Annotated in this window: 12 protein-coding genes; 7 read left to right on the top strand and 5 right to left on the bottom strand. The window is 74.1% G+C overall.

Annotation, left to right across the window (positions count from 1 at the left end; translation table 11 throughout):
* Positions 1–50 precede the first annotated feature (50 nt).
* Genes FRADC12_RS02620 through FRADC12_RS02600 form a run of 5 tightly spaced genes read left to right on the top strand, consistent with a single transcriptional unit; the run spans position 51 to position 5,730 of the window.
* Positions 51–1,235 carry a branched-chain amino acid ABC transporter substrate-binding protein gene (locus FRADC12_RS02620; protein WP_045875410.1) on the top strand — a complete coding sequence of 395 codons (1,185 nt, stop codon included), beginning with the start codon at positions 51–53 and terminating at the stop codon, positions 1,233–1,235.
* The gene (locus FRADC12_RS02615; RefSeq protein ID WP_045875409.1) at positions 1,232–1,498 is read left to right on the top strand and encodes a hypothetical protein; all 267 of its coding nucleotides are present in this window, start codon (positions 1,232–1,234) and stop codon (positions 1,496–1,498) included. Before FRADC12_RS02620 ends, FRADC12_RS02615 begins: the two co-directional genes overlap by 4 nt.
* Positions 1,491–2,435 (top strand): branched-chain amino acid ABC transporter permease, encoded by a 945-nt coding sequence (locus FRADC12_RS02610; RefSeq protein ID WP_045878988.1) that lies wholly within the window; start codon positions 1,491–1,493, stop codon positions 2,433–2,435. Before FRADC12_RS02615 ends, FRADC12_RS02610 begins: the two co-directional genes overlap by 8 nt.
* A gap of 44 nt (positions 2,436–2,479) precedes the next feature.
* Positions 2,480–4,609, top strand: coding sequence for an ABC transporter permease subunit (locus tag FRADC12_RS34765; protein ID WP_502685222.1), 2,130 nt, complete (start codon positions 2,480–2,482; stop codon positions 4,607–4,609).
* Positions 4,606–5,730 carry an ATP-binding cassette domain-containing protein gene (locus tag FRADC12_RS02600; protein ID WP_084010404.1) on the top strand — a complete coding sequence of 375 codons (1,125 nt, stop codon included), beginning with the start codon at positions 4,606–4,608 and terminating at the stop codon, positions 5,728–5,730. The genes FRADC12_RS34765 and FRADC12_RS02600 overlap by 4 nt, the downstream gene beginning before the upstream one ends.
* 336 nt (positions 5,731–6,066) lie before the next feature.
* Here FRADC12_RS02600 and FRADC12_RS02595 read toward each other — a convergent pair whose 3' ends face one another.
* Positions 6,067–6,543, bottom strand: a complete 477-nt coding sequence (locus FRADC12_RS02595) for a PaaI family thioesterase (protein WP_045875408.1) — start codon at positions 6,541–6,543, stop codon at positions 6,067–6,069.
* Positions 6,544–6,950: 407 nt separating this feature from the next.
* Here FRADC12_RS02595 and polA point away from each other — a divergent pair, with 407 nt between their 5' ends.
* Together polA and FRADC12_RS02585 are read left to right on the top strand one after the other, a co-directional pair.
* Positions 6,951–9,635 (top strand): DNA polymerase I, encoded by a 2,685-nt coding sequence (polA, locus tag FRADC12_RS02590; RefSeq protein WP_502685221.1) that lies wholly within the window; start codon positions 6,951–6,953, stop codon positions 9,633–9,635.
* A gap of 387 nt (positions 9,636–10,022) precedes the next feature.
* A complete protein-coding gene (locus FRADC12_RS02585) occupies positions 10,023–13,346 on the top strand; it encodes an EAL domain-containing protein (RefSeq protein WP_045875407.1) in 3,324 nt (1,107 codons plus the stop codon).
* 40 nt (positions 13,347–13,386) lie between these two features.
* On the opposite strand, the gene FRADC12_RS02580 is transcribed toward FRADC12_RS02585, so the two are convergent.
* From FRADC12_RS02580 to FRADC12_RS02565, 4 genes are read right to left on the bottom strand one after another with little or no spacing between them, the layout of a single operon-like run.
* A complete protein-coding gene (locus tag FRADC12_RS02580; RefSeq protein ID WP_084010403.1) occupies positions 13,387–18,180 on the bottom strand; it encodes an alpha-(1->3)-arabinofuranosyltransferase domain-containing protein in 4,794 nt (1,597 codons plus the stop codon).
* Positions 18,177–19,526: a glycosyltransferase family 4 protein gene (locus FRADC12_RS02575; protein WP_045875406.1), complete on the bottom strand. Its 1,350-nt coding sequence runs from the start codon at positions 19,524–19,526 to the stop codon at positions 18,177–18,179. The genes FRADC12_RS02580 and FRADC12_RS02575 overlap by 4 nt, the downstream gene beginning before the upstream one ends.
* Complete coding sequence (locus FRADC12_RS02570) at positions 19,523–21,223, bottom strand: hypothetical protein (RefSeq protein WP_349305841.1); 1,701 nt, start codon at positions 21,221–21,223, stop codon at positions 19,523–19,525. Before FRADC12_RS02570 ends, FRADC12_RS02575 begins: the two co-directional genes overlap by 4 nt.
* A complete protein-coding gene (locus FRADC12_RS02565) occupies positions 21,220–22,221 on the bottom strand; it encodes a GDP-mannose 4,6-dehydratase (RefSeq protein WP_045878982.1) in 1,002 nt (333 codons plus the stop codon). Before FRADC12_RS02565 ends, FRADC12_RS02570 begins: the two co-directional genes overlap by 4 nt.
* Positions 22,222–22,265: the final 44 nt, after the last annotated feature.

Here is a 22,265-nt window from a genome sequence, read left to right as displayed (position 1 = left end):
CAGGCCGGGCCGCCACCGGCGGGCAATCGCTGGCGAAAGAGGGACAGTCCATGGATGGTCTGGCGCGGCGGCATCGGCTCATCGGAACCGTCGCGGCGGTTGCCGCCGTGACGGCCGCGGCCGCCGGCTGCGGCGGTAGCGGCTCCGACTCGTCGAACGGAGGGAAGAAGGAGTACGCGATCGGGTTCCAGGGACCACTGTCCGGTGAGAACCAGCAACTGGGGATCAACGCCTACAACGGCGTGCTCACCGCGATCGACGAGGCCAACCGGAACACCAGGCTGCCCTTCACGCTGCGGATCGTGGCCTCGGACGACCAGGGCACCCCCGAGCAGGGGCCGACGGCGGCGCAGAAGCTGGTCGACAACAAGGACGTCGTCGCGGTCGTCGGGCCGGTCTTCTCCGGCGCGACGAAGTCCAGCGAGCCCCTGTTCAGCCAGGCCGGGCTGCTGTCGGTCAGCCCGTCCGCGACGAACCCGCAGCTCACCGACCTCGGCTTCAAGACCTTCTACCGGGTGATCGCGCCGGACACGGTCCAGGGCTCGGCCGCCGCGAACTACCTGGCGAAGGCGCTGAAGGCCAAGCGGGTGTTCTCGCTGGACGACCGCAGCGACTACGGCACCGGCCTGTCGACGGCGCTCGAGAAGGGCCTGCGCGCCGACGCGGTCACCGTGACGCACGACGGCATCAACCCGACGAAGGACTACACCTCCGAGGCGACGAAGATCATCGCGGATCACCCGGACGCCGTCTACTACTCGGGCTACTACGCCGAGTTCGCGCTGCTGGTGAAGGCACTGCGCGGCAAGGGCTACACCGGCAAGATCATGGCTGGTGACGGCGCGAACGACGACCAGTTCATCGCGCAGGCCGGCGCCGCCACCGCCGAGGGCACCCTGCTGACCTGCGCCTGCGGTGACGCCAACTCCGACCCGAAGGCGGCCAGGTTCGTCTCTCAGTTCAAGGACGTCAACAGCGGCGCGAAGCCCGGCACGTACTCGGGCGAGGCCTACGACGCCACCGAGGCGATCATCTCGGTGCTCACCAACGAGGGCACGAAGGCCACCAGGACCTCCGTCCGCGACGACTTCCGCAGTGTGAACATCCCGGGCGTCACGAAGCAGATCCGTTTCGACGGGCGGGGTGAGGTCCAGGGCTCGACGGTCTACGTCTACGAGGTCCGCAACGGGCACCGCGTCGTGCTCGGCCCGACGGACCAGCTGACCAAGCCGTGATCGCTGCCGACGTCACCGCGCGCAGACCTGGCGACGTCGGCCGCCAGCCGGCCGGACCTGCCCCCGTCGCGCCCGCACCCGCGGGCGCGGCGGGGGCGCCGGTTGTCTCGGCCCAGCCGGCACCCGCCGATCCCGCCCCGGAGGCCGCCGCCGAGCCCGGACTTACCGACCTCGCCGCCAGCTGGGAGGGGCGGGTGCGGTCGGCCCGCTGGGGCGCCGGCGGTGCCCGGCCGCGCCCGTTGCCGGGGCCGGGCCGTGAGTAGCGGCGAGCCGATCGCGCAGCTCGCGGTCGACGGCCTGACCGTCGGCGCGCTGTACGCGGTGATCGCCCTCGGGTACACGCTCGTCTACGGGGTGCTGCAGCTGATCAACTTCGCGCACAGCGAGGTGTTCATGCTGGGTGCGTTCGGCGGCCTGTACGCGGCCCGTGCCTTCGTGCCCGGGGGAGCGGGCGGCGCCGGCGCCCCGCCCGGCGGGCTGGCCGCCGTCGGCCTCGTCGCGATCGGCCTCGTCGCCGGCGGGCTCGCCGGGGCACTCGCGGCGCTCGGGCTGGAGCGGGCCGCCTACCGGCCGCTGCGGCGGCGCGGCGCTCCTCGGCTCGCGTACCTGATCAGCGCGATCGGAGCCTCGATGTTCGCGTTGAACCTGGCCGGCAAGGAGTTCGGTCGCCAGAACGTGCCGGTGCCGTCGCTGTTCCGGGACGGGACGGTCATGCGCGTCGCGGGCGCGAAGGTCTCGACTCTGACGCTGGTGATCGGCGCGGCCGCGCTCGCGATGCTGCTCCTCGTCGACCGGCTCGTCCGCGCGACCCGGCTGGGCCAGTCGATCCGCGCGGTCGCCGAGGACGCCGAGACCGCCACGCTTCTCGGCGTCGACGTCGACCGGGTGATCGTGGCGACGTTCGTGCTCGGCGGGCTGCTGGCCGGCGCCGGCGGCTTCCTGTACGCGATGACCTTCAACGCCTCGTACACCATGGGGTTCGTCCCGGGGATCAAGGCCTTCACCGCCGCCGTGCTGGGCGGCATCGGCAACGTGCGCGGCGCGGTGCTCGGCGGTCTGCTGCTGGGCGTGGTCGAGAGCTTCGGCGGTTACCTGCTGGAGGCCTCCTACAAGGACGTCATCGCCTTCGTCGTCCTGGTCGGCGTGCTGCTGCTGCGCCCGTCCGGCCTGCTCGGCGCGCGGCTCGGGCGGCCCGCGTGACCCCGGCTGAGCCTGGGCCCGACGGTCCGCCGGACCGGCCGTGGGTGGGTCCGAGCGACGGCGCCAGCCCTGCTGACCCACCGCTCGCCGGCCCGCCACCGCCGCGCGTGCCACCGGCCGGCGCCGAGCCGAGCGCCGCGCGGGACGGCCTCGCGTTGCCGGACGTGCGGGCGCTGGTGGAGCGGCTCGGCGCCGGCGGGGCGCGGCCGTCCGACCAGCCGCCGGCCTGGCCACCCGCTGAGGCGGGCGCGGCCTCCCGCGGCGCCGAGCCGGCGCAGGCCGTCCGCGACCGGGGTGGCGAAGGCCGGCCCAGCCGGTGGCGCACGTTCGGCGGCTGCCTGGTGCTCGCCGCGGTCGCGGCGCTGGCGACCGGGCCGTCCGGCGACGGCGACCGGCCACTGGCCGGGGCCCGTGGCTCGCTGGCGGGCGCCCGCGGGGGCCTTTTCCTGGCCGCGGCCGTCCTGGCCTGGCTGGTGGTGACCTGGCTGCCCTGGCTGCGCGGGTGGCTCGCCGGCCCACCGCGCGGCGCGGCCGAGCGGGCCCGTGAACATGCCGCCGGGGTACGCGACCGGGCGCGCCTGCGCCACCGCCGTCGCCGCCGCCGGCTGAGCCGGCTGGCCCAGGCGCTGCGGGACGTGGCCGGCGCGGCACGCCATGGCGCGCGGCTCGCGCTGCCGCCGTCGGGCCAGCGCCGGCGGGCGCGGCTGGGCGGTCGGCCGGCCGCGGGGCCGCCCAGGCGGCAGTCGCTCGCGGACGCGCTGTCCCGGCCGAGCAGGCAGGCGGCCGAGGCCGTGGCGCCACCGCCGGAACCGGCGGACGGGCGCGAGGCCGCGCCGCCAGCCTCGGCGCGGGAGCGCGAGGTGGCGCCAGAGGTGGCGCCGTGGCACCGGACCTGGGCGGCCCGGTCGAAGTGGGCGGTCCCGTCCCAGGGTGGCCCCGCCCGGACCGCGAACGGTGGGGCCCCGGCCGCGGCGGCTGAGGTTGCCGGCCGGCGCTGGGCGCACCGCCGGAGCCGGACGGTGGGCCACGCGGTGGCGCTCGCGGCGGCCGTGGCCGCCCCGCTTGCCGTGTCGACCGCCGCGCAGCAGTCGATGGTCAACGACATCGGGCTCTACGCGCTGCTGGCCCTGGGCCTCAACGTGGTCGTGGGCTACGCGGGGCTGCTGGACCTCGGCTACATCGCCTTCTTCGCGATCGGCGCCTACACGGCCGCCTACCTGTGCTCCGCGGCCGCGATGCCCTGGCACGCGCCGGTCCGGATCAACCCGTTCCTGGCGATGCCCGTCGCGGTGGCCGTCGCCGCACTCGCCGGGATCGCGCTGGGTGCGCCGACGCTTCGGCTGCGCGGCGACTACCTGGCGATTGTCACGCTGGGCTTCGGCGAGATCGTCCAGCTGCTCGCGAACAACGCCGACGGGATCACCGGTGGCGCCCGCGGGGTCTTCGGTGTGCCGCCGCTGTCGGTGCACGCCGGCGGGCTGCACTACGCCTGGGGGCTCGCGCCGCTGCCGTACTACTACCTGCTGCTGGTCCTGGTGATCCTCGTGATGGCCGTGCTCGGCGTCTGGGAGCGGTCGCGGACCGGGCGGGCCTGGGCCGCGATCCGCCAGGACGAGGTCGCCGCCGAGGCCACCGGGGTGCGGACCATGCGGATGAAGCTGCTGGCGTTCGCGATCGGCGCGTCGGTGTCCGGCTTCGCCGGGGTGGTGCTGGCCACGAAGCAGTTCTTCAACCCGCAGACGTTCAGCCTGCAGGCCTCCCTGCTGGTGCTCACGGTCGTCATCTTCGGCGGGATGGGCTCGCGGCTCGGCGTCGTCGTCGGCGCCGTCGTGCTGCAGGGCCTGGCGTTCTTCCTGCGCGACCGGGTGCCGGCGGCCGACCGCTTCATCTACTTCGGCGCCATCGTCATGATCATGATGGTGTTCCGGCCGCAGGGCCTGCTCCCGCCACGCCCGCTCGGGACTAGCCCGGTCCCACCGCGCGCGACGGGTCTCGCCGAGCCCGCCCAGGCGCGGCGGCAGGTGCCGGCCGGGGGCGGCCCGCCCGAGGAGTCGGTGCCGGTCGGGGCCGTCCCGCCAGGTACCGGCGACGGTGACGCCCGGACCGCCGACGCGGCGGGTGGCGAGGCGGCCGGCGACGAGGTTCCGACCGTTCCCCGGGAAGGCAGGGCATGACCGATCCCGAACCGCCTGTCCCCGAGGCCGGGGTCCCCGGTCCGTCCACTGGTGCGGGCGCGGCGATCCCGTGGGCGCGTGGGCGCGCGTCGCTGCCGGTGCCGGTGGTGCCGGCCCGGCCAGGGCCGCGCTTCGGCTGGGCGCCGGACGCCACGACGGTGCCGTCGCCTGGCTCGTTGCCGCAGTCGCGGCCGATCCTCGACGTCGCGGGCCTGACCCTGCGGTTCGGCGGGCTGACCAGCCTCGACGACGTCTCGCTGCGCCAGCCGCGCGGCACGGTGCTGGCCGTGATCGGCCCGAACGGAGCCGGCAAGACCTCCCTGTTCAACTGCCTCACCGGCACCTACAAGCCCCGCCGGGGCAGTGCCCACTTCTGGCCGACCCGTGACCCGGGACTCGGCTCCTGGGCGTCGCTCGGCCCCGGGCCGGCCGGCGCGCGGCAGCCATCGGACGGCGAGCGCACCGACGACCCGGCGGAACCGGGGGAGGTCCGCCTGGGACGGGCCGCTCCGGTGGACGAACCGGACGTCGCGCGCAAGCCGGTCGAGCTGCTCGGCCGCTCCGCCCATCGGGTGGCTCGGCTGGGGATCGCCCGCACGTTCCAGAACATCCGGCTGTTCGGCGACCTGACGGCCCTCGACAACGTCCGGGTCGGCGTCGAGGTGCGGGCTCGCGTCGGTGCCGGCCGGGCGCTGCTGCCGCTGCCGTTCGTGCGCCGGGAGGCCCGCGCGGTCGAGGCGGCCAGCTGGGAGCTGCTGGACTTCGCCGGTCTGGCCGACCGGGCCGGGCAGCCCGCGGCGAGCCTGCCCTACGGCGCCCAGCGCCGGCTGGAGATCGCCCGGGCTCTGGGCACTCGCCCGACGCTGCTGCTGCTGGACGAGCCGGCCGCCGGCGCGACGGCAGCCGAGCGGCGCGACCTCGTCGAGCTGATCGGTCAGATCCGGGCGCGCGGCGTCAGCATCCTGCTCATCGAGCACGACATCCGGCTCGTCGCCGCCGTCGCCGACACGGTCCTGGCGATGACCTTCGGCAAGGTGATCGCCACCGGCACCCCCGACGAGGTCCGCGCCGACCCGGCCGTGGTGGAGGCCTACCTGGGTACCGCGGTGACGGCGCCGTGACCGGTCGCCTCCGGTCGGCATCCGCCGGTAGCGAAGCGCAAGCGGTTAGCGGAAGGCAGGCGTTGCCGGAGAAGTCACAACAGTCGTCGGGTCCGCGCGGGCCGTGTTGACCTGGTTACTCAACGCTCATACCGTCTCTTCCGGTGGTGGACCCGGGGGTCGGACGAGTAGAAAACGTCCGGGCGCGGGGAAGGTCCGGACGGCACCAAAGACCGTCCCCGGGTGTCACCGCTGGCGCGACGACGCGACGCTCGCGTGGCCAGGCTGGGAGCGTGCGACGGCGGCCCGGCCCGGCAGGTCGACGAGCCGGCGCCGGTCGCGGGTGTGCTGGCCGGCTCAGCCGCGGCCGGGGACTGTCCCGCCGGCTGGCGGCTGGTCGCGCAGCATGCAGGTCAGGCGGCTGGTGCAGACCGGGCGGCCCTGCTCGTCGGTGATGCGGATGTCGAACATCGCGGCCGAGCGGCCGGCGTGAATCCGGGTCGCCACGGCCGTGACGGTGCCCGACGTCATCGCCCGATGGTGGGTGGCGTTGATGTCCAGGCCGACGGCCGCCCGGCTCGGGCCCGCGTTGAGCATCGCGGCGATCGAGCCGACGGTCTCGGCGAGTGCCACCGAGGCGCCCCCGTGCAGCAGCCCGTAGGGCTGGCGGTTGCCCTCGACCGGCATCTGGCCGACCACGCGTTCCGGGGTGGCCGCGATCAGCTCGATGCCGAGCCTCTCGGCGAGCTCGCCCCGGTGGGCGTTCAGCTGTGCGAGCAGCTCGGCCTGCTGGCGCGGCCCGACCGTGTCCGCCGGCTCGGTCTCCACAGTCATCCTGCGAGCCTATGGCTTCCCGTCGACCGGCCGTCGCCGTAAGGGGGACCACGGTGTCCCGAGATCAGGCGGTCGGGCGCTGTCCGGGATTGTCGGCAGGGGCGCCTAGACTTCGCTGGGTGTCCGGTTCGACGATCACACAACCCGAGACGACGCAACCCGAGATCATGCAGCCCGACGTCGCCCAGCGAGGTGGTACGGGGTCCGAGATCACCGGGTCCCGCCTCGCAGCGTCTCAGGCCGGGGCGCCCGAGAGCCCGGTCGACGCCGCCGACGCGCCACCTGCCGACGCCGCGCCCGCCAGGGCGCCGGCGCGGCGTGCCGCACGGGCGTCAGGATCGCGGGCTGCGGCCAGGCCCGCCACGCGGCCGGCCGCGTCGGCCGCCAGGTCCGCGCCCAGGCCCGGCGTGCCCCGGCTCCTGCTGCTCGACGGGAACTCGCTGGCCTACCGGGCCTTCTTCGCGCTGCCGGTGGAGAACTTCTCGACCACGACCGGGCAGCCGACGAACGCCGTCTACGGCTTCACCTCGATGCTGATCAACGCGCTGCGAGACGAGCAGCCGACCCACGTCGCCGTCGCCTGGGACCTGCCCGCGCCCACTTTCCGGCACGCCCAGTACGCCGAGTACAAGGCCGGCCGCGCCGAGACGCCGAGCGACTTCGTCGGCCAGATCAGCCTGATCCACCAGGTCTGCGACGCGCTCGCGGTGCCGAGCCTGTCGGCCGCGAGCTACGAGGCCGACGACGTCATCGCGACCCTGGCGACCCAGGGCGAGTTCGACGGCATGGACGTCCTCATCGTCACCGGCGACCGGGACGCCCTCCAGCTCGTCACAGGCCAGGTCACCGTCCTGATGACGCGCAAGGGCATCAGCGACATGGTCCGGTACACCCCGGAGGAGGTTGAGGCCAAGTACGGCCTGACCCCGGCGCAGTACCCGGACTTCGCGGCGCTGCGCGGCGACCCGTCCGACAACCTGCCGTCCGTCCCCGGGGTCGGCGAGAAGACCGCCACCAAGTGGATCCAGCAGTTCGGCAGCCTGGCGGAGCTGGTCGACCGGGCCGACGAGGTCAGCGGCAAGGCCGGCCAGTCGCTGCGGGACCACCTCGGCAACGTCATCCGCAACCGGAGCCTGACCGAGCTCGCGCGCGACGTCCCGCTCGGCCGCGCCCCCGCCGACCTGCGGCTGGTGCCGTGGGACCGGGAGGCCGTGCACACACTGTTCGACACGCTGCAGTTCCGGGTGCTGCGCGAGCGGCTCTACCAGGCGCTCGCGATCGTCGAGCCGGCCGCCGGCGACGGTGGCTTCGCGGTCGAGCTCGAGCTGCTCGCGGCCGGCGACGTCACCGAGTGGCTCGCCGAGCACACGACGGGCGGCGCCCGGACGGGTCTGCACCTGCGCGGCGGCTGGGGCCGGGGCACCGGGACCGTCGCGGGGGTGGCGCTGGCCGCGTCCGACGGCAAGGCCGCCTGGATCGACCCGACCCAGCTCACGCCGGCCGACGAGCAGGGCCTCGGCGCCTGGCTCGCCGACCCGGCGAAGCCCAAGGCCGCCCATGACGTGAAGGGCCCGATGCTCGCTTTGGCTGAGCTGGGCTTCGGCCTGGCCGGCGTCACCAGCGACACCGCGCTGGCCGCCTACCTGGCGCTGCCCGGCCAGCGCTCATTCGACCTGGGCGACCTGGTTTTGCGGTACCTGCACCGGGAGCTGAAGGCCGACGAGGCCCCGTCCGACGGCCAGCTGACCCTGGACGTCGAGGTCGAGGGCGTCGAGGAGCCGGCCGAGGCCGAGGTGGACGTGGTGCGGGCCAGGGCCGTCGCGGAGCTCGCCGACGCGCTCGACGGCGACCTGGAGCGCCGCTCCGCCGCCACGCTGCTGCGCGACATCGAGCTGCCGTTGCTGACAGTCCTCGCCGGCATGGAGCGGGCCGGCATCGCCGCCGACGCCGAGTACCTGGCCGACCTGCAGTCCCAGTACGGCGCCGAGGTCACCAAGGTCGTCGAGGCCGCCCACGAGATCGTCGGCCGGCCGTTCAACCTTGGCTCACCCAAGCAGCTCCAGCAGATCCTGTTCGACGAGCTGGGTCTGCCCAAGACGAAGAAGATCAAGACCGGCTACACCACCGACGCGGACGCGCTCGCGTGGCTGGCCACCCAGTCCGAGCACCCGCTCATCCCGACCCTGCTGCGCCACCGCGACGTCGCCCGGCTCAAGACGGTCGTCGAGTCGCTGCTCCCGATGATCGACGACGCGGGCCGCATCCACACCACGTTCAACCAGATGATCGCGGCCACCGGCCGGCTGAGCTCGACCGACCCGAACCTGCAGAACATCCCGATCCGGACCGCCGAGGGCCGCCAGATCCGCCGCGCCTTCGTGGTCGGCCCCGGCTACGAGACGCTGCTGACGGCCGACTACTCGCAGATCGAGATGCGGATCATGGCGCACCTCTCGAGGGACGCCGGCCTGATCGAGGCGTTCGCCTCCGGCGAGGACCTGCACACCTTCGTCGCGGCCCAGGCGTTCAACCTGCCGGTCGCCGAGGTCGACCCGGAGCTGCGCCGCCGGATCAAGGCGATGTCGTACGGGCTGGCCTACGGCCTGTCCGCCTACGGGCTCGCCACCCAGCTCGGCATCCACCCGGACGAGGCCCGGGAACACATGGAGGCCTACTTCGCCCGGTTCGGCGGCGTCCGCGACTTCCTGCGCGGCGTCGTCGACCAGGCCCGCAAGGACGGCTACACCGAGACCATTCTCGGGCGCCGCCGCTACCTGCCCGACCTGACCAGCGACAACTCCCAGCGTCGCCAGATGGCCGAGCGCATGGCGCTCAACGCGCCGATCCAGGGCTCCGCCGCGGACATCATCAAGATCGCGATGCTGGGCGTCGACCGTGGCCTGCGCGACGCCGGGCTGCGGTCCCGGCTGCTCCTCCAGGTCCACGACGAGCTTGTCCTGGAGATCGCCCCGGGCGAGCGTGAGCAGGCCGAGAGCCTGGTCCGGGCCGAGATGGCGAACGCGTACACCATGTCGGTACCGCTGGAGGTCTCGGCCGGCTCCGGCCACACCTGGGACGACGCCGCCCACTAGGCCGCGCCCCGCCGGGCCCCGTGGCATCGGCGTCGCGGAAACGGTCCCGACCGTACGGTTCATTCCGTATCTTGCGGGAGCGGAACGGCCATCTCGCCTCGCGCTGGACGCTGAGCGTGAGGGGGTCGATCCGAGGAGTGGACAGATATTGGACGCGGGCGCAGGGTGGATGGTTGGGGAGGGTTACCCCGCGGTCCGCGCGGGAGATGGTGTGACTGGCTGGGTACGGGCCGTGTAGGAGGAGTGGTCCGGGGTGACGGTCCGGTTCGGCACCTCGCCCCATGACGGGTGGGTTTGCCCTGGGCCGGCGGCACGGCGCGCACGGGTGCTCCCCGACGCCACAGCGGCGTCCGGCACTCGCGCGTCCGGGCACGGGGAGGGCTGGCGATGCGAGCGATGCGCGCGGCGGTCCAGCGGAGCGGCTACCTGATCGCGCTCCCGCTGGTCGGCACGCTGTTCCTCGTCGTCATGCTCGTGGCGCCGTCCGAGGTCCAGATGCTCCCCTCGACGATCGCGGCCCTCACGGTCTCGGCCGCCACCCTCGCCTACCTGCTGCTCGACCGGCGCCACGACGTGCGCCGGCAGGCGCTCGTGGTGTCGCTGGCGATGACGGCCGCCATGACGACCGCGATCCTCGGCGGCGACGGCTCCCGCGCGCCGCTGGCCTTCCTGCTCTGGTTCCCGTGGGCGGGCAGCTACGCCGGCCTGGTCTCCCCCCGGCGCGCCCCGGCGGCCGCGGTGACCGGCGCGATCGCTGCTGCCCTCACCGTCGCCATGGGCGTCCGCGGCGGCCTGACCGCCATTCCGCTGACCTACGTGTCGTGCCTGCTGAGCACGATCGGCGCCGCGGCTTTCGCCTCCGGCTTCCTCGGCTGGGGCCGTGGCCAGGCGTTCAACGACCCGCTGACCGGGCTGACGAACCGCGCCGGCCTGATCCACGCCGCCGAGCCGGCGATCGCCGAGATGCTGCTCGCCGGCCGCTCGGCGATCCTGATGGTGCTCGACGTGAACCGCTTCCGGGAGATCAACACCGCGCTCGGCCACCAGGCCGGCGACGAGGCGCTGCGGGAGTTCGCCAACCTGCTGCGCGGGGTGAAACCGACGCCGCTGTTCGCGGGCCGGCTCGGCGGCGACGAGTTCGTCCTGGTCCTGCCTGGCCCGGAGCTGGCCGCCGAGGACGACGACGAACGCCGCGACCGGCTCGGGCGCGTCGGGCGAAACGTGCTCGACCAGCTCGACGGGTTGGTCCGTATCCGTGGCATCGACGTCGAGCTCGAGTCGACCGCGGGCCTGGCGGTCGCGCCGCGCAACGGCGAACGGCTTTCCGCGCTGTTGCCGTGCGCCGACGCGGCGCTCGCCAACGCCAAACGCGACGGTGCCCGGGTCGGGGTCTGGACCAGTGGGATGGCCGGGACGGTCGGCGTCCGCTCCTGGGAGCTGGCGCTCCACGCCCAGCTGCGCCGGGCGATCGCCAACCGCGAGCTGGTCCTCTACTACCAGCCGCTGCAGGATGCGGCGACCGGCCAGGTCGCCGGCGTCGAGGCGCTGGTGCGCTGGTGCCATCCGGAGCGTGGCCTGCTGCCGCCGGGCTCGTTCCTGCCGATGGCCGAACGCTCCACCCTGATCATCGACCTGACCTGGTGGGAGCTGGACGAGGCGCTCGGCCAGTGCGCCGCCTGGATGCGCGAGGGCCTGGAGATCCCGGTGTCCGCGAACCTGTCCGCCCGCATGCTGATCGTCGACGACCTGCCCCGGCTGATCACCCGCCGGCTCGAGGCCTACGACCTGCCCCCCGACATGCTCACCCTGGAGATCACCGAGAGCGCGCTCATCTCCCAGCCGGCCAGGGCCGCGGCCATGCTGGGGGAGCTGCGGACCGCCGGGGTGAAGCTCGCGCTCGACGACTTCGGCACCGGCTACAGCTCGATGGAGATCCTCAAGGCGCTCCCGTTCGACGAGATGAAGATCGACAAGGGCTTCGTCGCGGACGCCCGCGGCAGCCTGCCGGACGTCGCGATCGTCCGGTCGGTCGTCGACCTCGGCCACCGGCTCGGCCTGCGCGTCGTCGGCGAGGGGGTCGAGGACGAGGAATCCGCCCGGATGCTCATCGAGCTCGGCGTCGATCTGCTCCAGGGTGACGCCCTCTCGCCGCCGGTGCCGGCCGACCAGCTGGCCGCGCTGCTGAGGGGCGGCTACCAGCCCGTCGCTGCCTCCGCCGAGGCCGCCGAGGCCGCCGAGGCCGCCGAGCCGGCAGCCGGGGCGACCGTGCCCGCCGCCGCGGCGCCGGAGACCGCCCCGGCACCGCCGGACGCTGATCGTCCCGCGGCCGTGGAGGCGGACGAGAGCCCCACCGTCGCCGCACACAAGGCGGCCCGGCTCGTGGTGCCGGAGAAGACCACCGAGCTGTGGGTCCGGACCGGGATGGCCGCGCCCAACCCGCCGGACGAGGCCGAACGGCTCGTGGCGCTGCGCCGTTACCGCATCCTCGACACGCCGCCGGAGCCCCAGTTCGACGCCCTGGCCACGCTGGCGGCACAGGTCACCGACTGCCGCTACGGCTACCTGGTCTTCATCGACGCCAACCGGGAGTGGTTCAAGGCGGTCCACGGCGTGGAGGTGACCGATCTCGGCGCCCGGGTCGGCCCCGGGTCGTACATCGTGGCCTCCGGCGAGTACCTCGAGATCGCCGACACCACCCGCGACCTGCGATATGCCCACCTCGCCCGGATCGAGCCGGCCCACGTGATCTTCGTGGCCGGCGCGCCGCTGCGGACCGCGGAGGGCCGGATCCTGGGCGCGCTCAGCGTCTCCGACCGGGTGCCGCGCCGCCTCACCAGCGCCCAGCGAATCGCGCTTCAGGAACTGGCCGCGCACACCATGCGGCTGCTCGACGCCCGGCTGGAACGGCTGCTGCTCGAAGAGGTCGAGGAGGGCCTGGACCGGCTGGACCGGTTCTGGCACCGCCGCGACCTTGCGGCCGCGGCCGCCGTGTTCACAGACACGGTCCGGTCGCTCTGTGGCGCGGACACGGCGGCCGTCATGCTGCCCGACCTTCCTGGCTCGTCCGTCTTCCGGGTCACCGGGCTGTCCGTCGCCAAAGGCGCCCGGCCGGTCTCCACAGTCGGGATGCGCACCACGCTCGAGGCCGAGGAGGTCGTGCGCAAGGTGGCGGGATCACGCCGGCCGGTGTTCGTCCCAGACGCCTCGGCGAGCACCGTGCTCTCGCCGTCGATGGCACGCAAGATGGAGGTCGCGTCCGCGTTGATGGTGCCGCTGCTGGGCGAGGGCGGCGCGCAGGGCCTGGTCGCGGTCCGCTGGGTCCGGCCGATGCCCAAGCTCGACCCGGCCGTGCTCCGCGCGGTCACGCTGTTCACCGGGCAGGGCCGGCACACCCTCGAACGGCTGCTAACCGCCGCAGGCAGGCCCGCCGGCCCCGCCCCTCACACCGGCCCCGCCTCGCCCAACGGCCGTGGCGGGCGACGTGGCTCGGGCCGTGGCAGCGCCACCGTACTCGGCAACCGCGCCGACCCGGCCAGCGCCTCGGGCCCGTCCGCCCGGCCGTGCTCGGCCGTCGCGGACTCGCCCGGGGACGACGCCCGGTCCCTGGGCGACATCGGCTCGACGCGAGGCGACGGCCGCGCAGGCGGCGACCACGACGGCCGGTCCGACCGCCGCACCCGCCCAGCCGACACCGCCCACCGGGCCCGCTGATCTCCCATCCACCCCTTGGCGGCCGGGTGGTCGCTGCTGCCTAGCTGGTCGGTCTGGTGTCCGTGCCATCCGCTGGCGGTGCCTGCGGCCCGGCCTCGGCCGCCGCGGCGAGCCGGCCGGCGGCGCGGCCCTGCAGCACCGCCAGTGCGCCATCGGCGCCGAGGAACAGCACCGCGAGCCACGACAGCGTCGCGACCTTGGAGAACTGGGACACCCAGTCGCCGTTCACCGGCAGGTGGTACCGGGCCTGCACCTCCAGCACGTAGGCGACGCTGACCAGCAGCGCCCCGACCGCGCCGGCCCGCAGCAGCACCCGCCCGCGCGGGGCCAGCGCGGCGACGAGGGTGACCGTCGCCGTGACCGCGCCCGCCAGCGGGTTCACGATGAACGTCCCGACCGCCAGGATGGCGACGACCAACAGCCCGACCTGGACGAGGCCGACCCGCTGGGTGGCCGCGAGCGGCGAGTCCAGCCGGGGCAGGTCGACGGGTGTGCGCGGCCGGCTGGCCCTGCGCCGCCGCCGGCCCGTCACCCCGAGCAGGGCCAGGCACAGCACCGCCGAGACCACGGAGACGGTCAGCGACGCGTAGACGACCCGCTGCGGGGTCCAGCTGAGCTGGACCTTGAAGCTGTCCGAGGTCGGGTTCACCCGCCAGCCGTTCGCGTAGCCGTCGATCAGCTGCGGGGCCGCCAGGTCGGTGTTGTCGTCGATCTTGCCGTGCCAGCCGGCGGACAGGCTCTGCCCGAGTACGAGCCAGAAAGGCTGGCCGGGCTTCGCCCCCGTGACGCTCAGGACGAACGTCGTCGGCCCGGCGAGGTCCACGTGGACCTTCGGCGCCGCGGTGCTCGCGGTCGTGGCGCTGGCGGGCCGGCTCGCGAGGTCGGTCTGCCGCTGGGCCTGGGAGGTGTCCAGGGCGTTGAACGACGTCGCGTCCGGCCAGGTGGTCCCGCCGACGTCGGAGGCGAGCACCAGCCGGTCGAGGTCGAACCCGGTCTTCGCCCCGTTCGCGGTCCGCAGCAGGTGGTCACCGGCACCGAGGCGCACCGGGGTGCCGCAGGTGACGACGTCCAGGCCGAGCCGGTTGGCCGCGTCGCCGGACGTCCCGACGACGCGCAGGCCGACCGGCTTGCCGTCGACCGTGAGCAGGTCGGTGTGGCAGGTGTTCGAGTCCAGGCCCTGCGGCGCGGCCATCCCCGCGGTGCCGCCGGTGCCGAGGACGCCGGGCAGGTCGACCTCCGCGATCCCCACCGGCATGATCGAGACGCCTTCGGAGATCGTGTCCTTGGTGGTCACCTGCCGGACGCCGTCGACGACGAACCGCACGGTCCTGCCGGTGGCGGCCGGCAGCTGCAGGGTCACCGTGCTGGTGGCGCCGTGCTTCGCGGTGTCGGCCATCGGGGGCACGGCCACCTCGCCGACCTTCTGGCCGTCGACGAGGACACCCAGCTGGGTCGGCACCGAGTGCTGCCCGTCGGTCACGAACGTGAACTGCCCGGTCGACAGCTTGACGGGTGCCTGGCCCTGCTGGGTGGTCAGCTGGATCCAGCTGCCCTCCTGCTGGCCGAAGCCCGGCTGCCAGGCCGTGTCCGGGTCGCCGTCGAAGGCGGCCGCGGCCCGGGAGCCCAGGTCACCAGGCAGCCGGCCCGACGAGAGGATCGCCGGCGCCTGCGCGGGCCGGCCGAGCAGCGTGTCGACCGTGGTGTCCGGGATGTAGGAGGAGATCCGGGCCGTGCCGGTGAGGCTGAACGTCCGCGCCGTCGGCAGGGTGAACACCCGGTCGATCGTCGACTCGGTGTCCTCCTTGAACGGCTCGGCCGGGTTCGCCCGGTCCCGGGTCATCGTCAGCACCAGCTGGTGGTCCAGCGAGCCGGCGCCGGCGGTGGCGAGCAGGTCCGTCGGCATCCGCAGCAGGTCCTGCGCGACGGCCGGCTGGCCATTCGCCATCGGGATCCTCACGTCGGCCAGGCCGACGGCGGACAGGCCGCTGTAGTTCGGGAGCCGGCCGTAGTTCGTCGCGTCGATCCGGATAGTCAGGGTCTTGAACGTCCGGGACGGGAACGTCACGACCTGGCCCTGCGAGGTCCGGGAGACGTCGCCGAGGTCCACGGTCACCGGCGAGCCGCCGTCGAACGTCAGCGTGGCCTTGGTGATCCACCGGTTGCGCGGCCCGGTCAGCGGCTGCGTGAGAGTGACGTGGTCGGTGGTGGTGGGCGCCGCGAGCGTCGCCTGCCAGCGCTCGCCGGCCGGGTCGGTGAACGCGCCGACCCGCCACGCCGTCGTCAGGTCACCGTCGATGCCGTGCACCGGGCGGTCGGCCGGGCCGTACGCGAACGTGTTGCCGTAGCTGGACGCGGTGACCGACGCGACCTGCGGCGCCTGGCCGGGGGCGGTCAGCACCTCGACGGTCTGGTCGGCGGTGGTCTGGCCCGGGAACAGTGGCAGCCGGTTGTCGTTCGGGTCCTTGACCAGCGGGCCGATGCCGGGCTGCTCGACGTAGCCGAAGTTCTCCCGGATGCCGGTCCAGCGCTCGGCGCGCAGCTGGTCGGAGTCGCTGACGAGCAGCTCTGCGCCGTCGTCCAGCGCCTGCTTGAGCCCGGCCGGGTCCTTGGCGAGCGCCGCCGTGTACAGGACGGCCCGGTTGTTGTCGACGACCGGGCCGAGCAGCCCGGTCGCCGCCGCGTCGACCAGCGCCTCGCCGTTGCCGCTGACCAGCAGCGGCCCCTGTGTGGTGGCGGTGCGCACGATCGGCGACGGGTCGGTGACCGGGAAGTCGGCGAGCTGCGGCGGCTCCGGCACGGTCGGGTCGGTGCCGAGCGTGATCTCGTCAACGTACGGGATCTTCGTGTCCTCGGACACCGGCGGGCCGTAGGTCGTCGGCTTGCCCAGGCCGTTCGGGACCGGCGACGTGAACAGCTGCCAGTCGGCGCGCGGCCGCGGCCCGCGGAACTCCTCGTAGGCGTTGTTGTTGCGCAGCACGACGTCGCCGACGCCCATCAGCTTGGCGATGTCGTTGATGGACGACGTCTCGAAGACGCCCTCCTGCAGCCGCCGGTCCAGCGAGCGGATCAGGTCGACGCTGCCGGCCTCACCGTAGGGGATCAGCTCGCGCTGGACGGTCGGGCGGTCGGTCAGCCCGGTGGTGACCGTGTCGAGCGTCGTGCCCCAGCGGTAGTGGGCGAAGTCGGCGCCGGGCAGCTCGAGGACGCGGGTGTCGTTCCCCTTCGCGCCGAGCGCGTTCGCGAGCGCGACCTCGTAGTCCGGGACGTTCTCCGGCCGGGTCAGGCTCTGCTCCATGAGCTGGCCGCGGAACAGCGGGGCAAGGTCGATCGCCAGCAGCGCGAGCACGACCAGCGTGACCGCCGTCGGCAGCAGGGCGCCGGGCCGCGGCTTGAAGACGAGCTGGCGACGGCGCTGACCGTCGCTGTGGCGCCCGCCGATCCGGCCGGGAGCCAGCGTCTGGCCACGGGCGGCCGCCGCGTCGGCGTCGGCGTCGGCGGCCCGGGCGGCCCGGCGCTCGGTCCAGGCGCCGAGCGCGCCCGCGAGCATGACGGCCAGGCCCAGCACGACCAGAGGCGCCGCGCGCGGCAGCGACCGTAGCGCGAGGCCGGCCGTCGAGTCCTCCGCGAAGGTCTTGAACAGGTAGCCGAGCGGCGACGGATGGGTGTACGGGTACACGCCGACGGAGACCGTGGTGCCCAGCACGACCAGGGCGACGAAGTAGGCCCGGTGGCCCCACTTGATGACGGTCGCGGCGAACAGCCCCATCAGCGGCACCAGGAAGCTGACGACCAGCAGCCACAGCGACTGGGTGTAGCTGACGGCCGGGGTGATCCAGGGGCCGAGCGCGTCCTGGCCGTAGAAGAACCAGTTCCCGAGCCCGCGCAGCACCTCGGACGCCTGGGAGCTGCTGGCCACCGTCTGGACCGTCTCGGTGAACGCCAACACGTTCAGGCCGTAGCCGGCCTGGGTGTAGAGACCGGAGATCCACCAGAGGTTGACGACGAAGGTGAGGATCACCGCGCGGGTGATCATCCCCATCGCGGCCCGCAGGGTGGCCTCGCGGGTGCCCCAGATCGCGAACGGCACCCACAGCACCGGCGCCAGCATGATCAGTATGAGGCTGGAGGCGTTGATGCTGCCGACCGCGGTGACGACCAGGGCGAACGCCGCGGGCCAGCGCCAGGCCTCGGCGCCGCGCCAGCTGCCCTTGCCCTGCTCGGCCTCGCGCAGGCCGCGGACGGTGATCCCGATGAACCAGCCGAGACCGGCGTAGGGCAGCAGGATCGCCGAGATCCGCGCCTCGTACTCCAGTGAGTACGGCGTCAGCATGTAGCCGAACGCCGCGACGATCGAGTACCGGTCCCGCCAGCCGAACGACCGCAGCAGGAACAGCACGCCCACGCCGGCGACGAAAAGGATGCTGCCGGTCCACAGCCGCTGCGCGACCCACATCGGGAAGCCGAGCTCGTGCAGCAGGAAGTACCAGAGGCCCTGCGGGAACAGGTAGCCGATGTTCTGGTGGGTGACCGTGCCCATGCCGACGTCGGGGTCCCACATCGACACCGCCCGGCTGAGCAGCCGGCCCGGGTCGAGGTAGAGGTAGGCCTTGGTGTCGGCGCCGATCTCGCCGGGCGAGGTGCGCAGGAGCGGCAGGTAGGCCACCGCCGCCAGCACCAGCGCGGCCCAGCTCGGCCGCCACAGCCGCCACCGGCGGCGCTCGGTCCCGTCATCCGGCCCGGCGGCCCCCGGCACGTCCTCGACGGGCTGGACGGACGGCAAGGTCCCGGTTCCGGGGCCGGTGGGCCCCGTCGGGTCCTGGGTCGTCAAGGTCACCGCAGCGGCCCGTGCAGCCGGTCCAGCCCGCCCGGGCGCGGCGCGCGGCGGCGGTGCTTCGCCGCCTCCTGGGCCAGCGCCGCGAACGTCCGGCGGGCGGTGTTCGCCCAGGTGAACGTGGCGGCGTGGGCGAGCGCGCCGGCGGTGAGCCGGTCGCGCAGGCCCTGGTCGCCGATCACCCTGCCGAGGGCGCCGGCCAGGTCGCACGGCTCGACCAGCAGGCCGGACAGCCCGTCGGCGACGGCGTCGGTGTGCCCGGCGATGTTCGACACGACCGACGGCGTGCCGCAGGCGGCCGCCTCGGTGATCGTCATGCCCCAGCCCTCGCGGGCGGACGCGCTCGTCAGGACCCAGGCCTGGCGGTAGTACGCCAGCAGCCCCTCGTCGTCGACCCGGCCGGGCAGCTTCAGCCACTCGGCCGCCCCGGCGGCCCGGATCCGCGCCTCCAGTGCCGGGCGCTCGTAGCCCTCGCCGACGATGACCGCTTCCAGCGTCGGGTGCTGCTCGCGCAGCCGGACGAGGGCGTCGATGAGCACGTCGAATCGCTTCACCGGGACCAGCCGGCCGACCGCCAGCACCATCGGGTGCCCCGAGCGCTCACCCAGCGGGGCGTAGTGCTCGTCGATGCCCGGTGGGATCACCGAGATGTTCGCCGGTGGCAGCCGCAGCATCTCGATGATCTCGCTACGGGACGACTCGGACAGGGTCAGCACCCTGGTCCGCCGGTAGAACGGAGGCGCGATCGTGCTCTCCAGCGCCTCGCCGACCTGGGACAGCGGCGGCTTGAGCACCATCCGCCACATCTCACCGTGGACGTGGTGCAGGAAGACGACCCGCGGGCACGGTGCCCAGACCGGCGAGAAGAACGGCATGCCGTTCCAGATCTCGACCAGGCCGTCCCAGGGGCCGCCGTGGCCGAGCGCGCCGGACATCGCGGAGCGCGGGAACACGGCGTACCGGCCGGCCTTGCGGACCACCGAGTAGCCGTTGCGGGTCGCCTGCGGCAGGTGGCCCGGGGCGTGCGCGGTGCGCATGCTGACGTCCACGCCGGCCGCGGCCCAGGCGGCGGCGACCTTGTCGGCGTGCAGCTCGGAGCCGCCGGCCTCGGGGTCGTCCAGGTCCCGCCAGGCGAGCATGTGCACCCGGCGCAGCCCGGAGCGCTCGACCAGCTCCTCGAGGGTCGGTTCGCGGACCTCGATCCGCGCGGCGCGCGGCGTCTCGGCCAGGCCGACCCCGCCGCCGGCCGGGACTGGCCGCAGGCCGCCCTGGGCTAGCGCCGTCGCGTCGCCGCCCGTTCCCGGGGTCCCGGCTGGCTCCGCTGAACCGAGATGGGAGGTCTGACTCATGCGGTCACCTCCGTGGCAGGCGCGCTCGCGGCCGCGGCGACGGTCGTGCGGCGGGCCGCGCCGACGACGAGCAGCCCGGTGACCACGGCGAGCACGGCCTGGACCGCGAGGTCCAGCCGCGCGGTGGCGACCGGGGACCCGCCGGCCAGGGTGATCAGCCCGGCGGCGGCGGTGGCCGTGATCCCGAGCGCGACCAGCACGGCGCGCGAGCCCAGGGCCAGCAGGTAGTGGGTGAACAGCACAGTTGCTCCGAGACAGGTCATCGCTCCGGCCAGCGGGAGGAGGGCGCCGGACGCGTCGGTGAATCGAGGCCCGAAGGCCAGGGACAACAGGGTGGCGGGCGCGGCGGCCGCGACGGCCAGCAGCACGGTCGCCGGCGCCACGAGGATCGCGAGCGTCGCGCCGAGCTGGTGCAGGGCGTGCTCGCCCAGGTGGCGCCGATCGGCCGCCTCGGGCAACAGGAACCCGGCCAGCACGACGGCCCCGAACATCAGGACCTTGCTGGTGACGGAGACCGCGGCGTACTGGCCCGACTCGGCCGGCGCGAGCCGGCCCTGGATCAGCACGTCGATGTTCTGCAGCAGGGCCAGGAACCCCAGCGCGGCCAGCGCGGCTCCCAGCTCGACGGCAAGCCGCCGTTCGCCGGCGGCTCCCGGGCCGCCGCCGGCCGTCACGGCCGGCTCGGCGCAGGCGGGGGCGAGAGTGCCGGGAGCGGCCGTGAGCGCGGCCGGTGCGCCCACGGGGCTCGGCGCCAGGCGGCGCAGCGCGAGACGGGTGTGGACCAGGGCGGCCAGCACGCCGCACAGCACGGCGGTCGCGGCGCCGGCCTGGCCCAGCCCGGCGAGCACCAGGCCGACGGTCGCGCACCCCTTCACCGCGGCGTCGACCAGCAGGTTCGTGGCCAGCTCCCGGTAGCGGCGGGTGGCCTGCAGCAGGCCCCTGTCGACGCACAGCAGGCACCAGGCCGCGCCGGCGGTCAGCGTCTGCGCGACCCCGCCGGCCCCCGGCAGCGAGAGCTCGTGGGCGAGTGGCCCGCGCACCGCGAGCGCGACCAGGGCGACGACGGCCACCGTGCGCAGCCCGACCGAGCGCACCCGGGCCGCCCAGCCGGCGACCAGATCCGCGCGACCGGTCCTGGTCCACGTCGTGACCCGGCGGACCACCCCGACGAGCAGCGCGCTGCCCGGCATCGAGACGACCATGAACAGGGCGAAGAGCACCGCGGTGGCGCCGTACGAGCGGGTGCTCATCGCCCGCGCGATGACGAGGGTGACGCCGAGGTTCGCGACGTTCGCCAGCATCCCGGCGAGTGCCAGCGGGGTCGCGCCGCGCAGCGCGCCGCGCAGCCGGGACCCCGGCGGCACGTCGTCGGTGGCACCCTGTCGCCGTGGCACGCTGCTACTGTCACGCAGTGTGGTCGCTCGCGCCCTGGCGGAAGGCTCCGCGGGCGCTTCCAACGTGACGTACCGGGCCCTCGGGACATGCCAGGCGAGCTCGGCCGAACCGGCTGACGGCGTCGCGCCGGTCGTGGCCGGGCCGTCGGCGGCGGCCGGGTCGCCGTCGGGCGCGGCGTGGCCGGCCGGGCGGGCTCGGGCGGCCGGCGCGCGGTAGGCCCCCGAGGGGCCGCGGGCCGACGGCGGTAGGCGGTCGGCCCGGCGCGCGGCTCGCCCGCCGGGCCGCAGCGGTGGACCGGTCACCGAACCGTCAGCGCCTGCCCCGCGGTCTCCCGCTCGACCGCGAGATCCGCGTCGACCATCATGTCGACCAGGTCCGTGAAGGTGACGGTTGGCTTCCAGCCCAGCTGGTCCATGGCCTTCGACGGGTCGCCGACCAGCAGGTCGACCTCGGCGGGCCGGAAGAACCGCGGGTCCTGCTTGACGTAGGGCGTCCAGTCGTCGATCCCGACCCGGGCGAAGGACGCGTCCAGCAGCTCGCGGATCGAGTGCGTCTCGCCGGTGGCGACCACGTAGTCGTCGGGGGAGCCCTGCTGCAGCATTCGCCACATCGCCTCGACGTAGTCGCCGGCGAAACCCCAGTCCCGGCGGGACTCGAGGTTTCCCAGCGTGATCGAGTCCTGCAGGCCCAGCGCGATCCGGGCGACGCCCTTGGTCACCTTCCTGGTGACGAACTCGATCCCGCGCCGCGGCGACTCGTGGTTGAACAGCATGCCCGAGCAGGCGAACATCCCATACGACTCGCGGTAGTTGACCGTCAGGTAATGCCCGAAACACTTCGCGACACCATACGGCGAACGCGGGTGAAAAGGTGTGGTCTCGCGTTGCGGTGTCTCTCGGACCTTCCCGAACATCTCGGACGAAGACGCCTGGTAGAAGCGCATCCGGGAGACATCGCTGCCGGCCGTGATCCGCATCGCCTCGAGGATTCGCAACACACCCATCCCCGTCGTCTCGCCGGTCAGTTCGGCCTGTTTCCAGGAGAGTCCGACGAACGAGATGGCGCCGAGGTTGTACACCTCGTCGGGCTGGGAGATCTCCACCGCGCTGATCAGGGAGGACAGGTCGGTCAGGTCGCCCTCGAGCAGCTCGACACCCGGAATGATCCGCTCGACGGTGGCGACCTTCGGGTTCGACTGGCCCCGCACCAGGCCAAAGACCTCATAACCCTTGGCCGTCAGCAGCTCGCCCAGGTACAAGCCGTCCTGACCGGTGATCCCCGTGATGAGCGCGCGAGGCACGATCACTCTCCCGTCTGAGTCGGCATGCCGCCGGTCGTGAGATT

Source organism: Pseudofrankia sp. DC12, assembly GCF_000966285.1.
Classification (GTDB): Bacteria; Actinomycetota; Actinomycetes; order Frankiales; family Frankiaceae; genus Pseudofrankia.
This window is presented reverse-complemented; position numbering and strand designations above follow the sequence as displayed.

What these genes read in the sequence shown, in the direction of transcription:
- FRADC12_RS02585 (WP_045875407.1), top strand. Translation starts at nt 10,023, where the DNA reads ATGCGAGCGATGCGCGCGGCGGTCCAGCGGAGCGGCTACCTGATCGCG.
- FRADC12_RS02600 (WP_084010404.1), top strand. Translation starts at nt 4,606, where the DNA reads ATGACCGATCCCGAACCGCCTGTCCCCGAGGCCGGGGTCCCCGGTCCG.
- FRADC12_RS02620 (WP_045875410.1), top strand. Translation starts at nt 51, where the DNA reads ATGGATGGTCTGGCGCGGCGGCATCGGCTCATCGGAACCGTCGCGGCG.
- FRADC12_RS02575 (WP_045875406.1), bottom strand. Translation starts at nt 19,526, where the DNA reads ATGAGTCAGACCTCCCATCTCGGTTCAGCGGAGCCAGCCGGGACCCCG.
- FRADC12_RS02595 (WP_045875408.1), bottom strand. Translation starts at nt 6,543, where the DNA reads ATGACTGTGGAGACCGAGCCGGCGGACACGGTCGGGCCGCGCCAGCAG.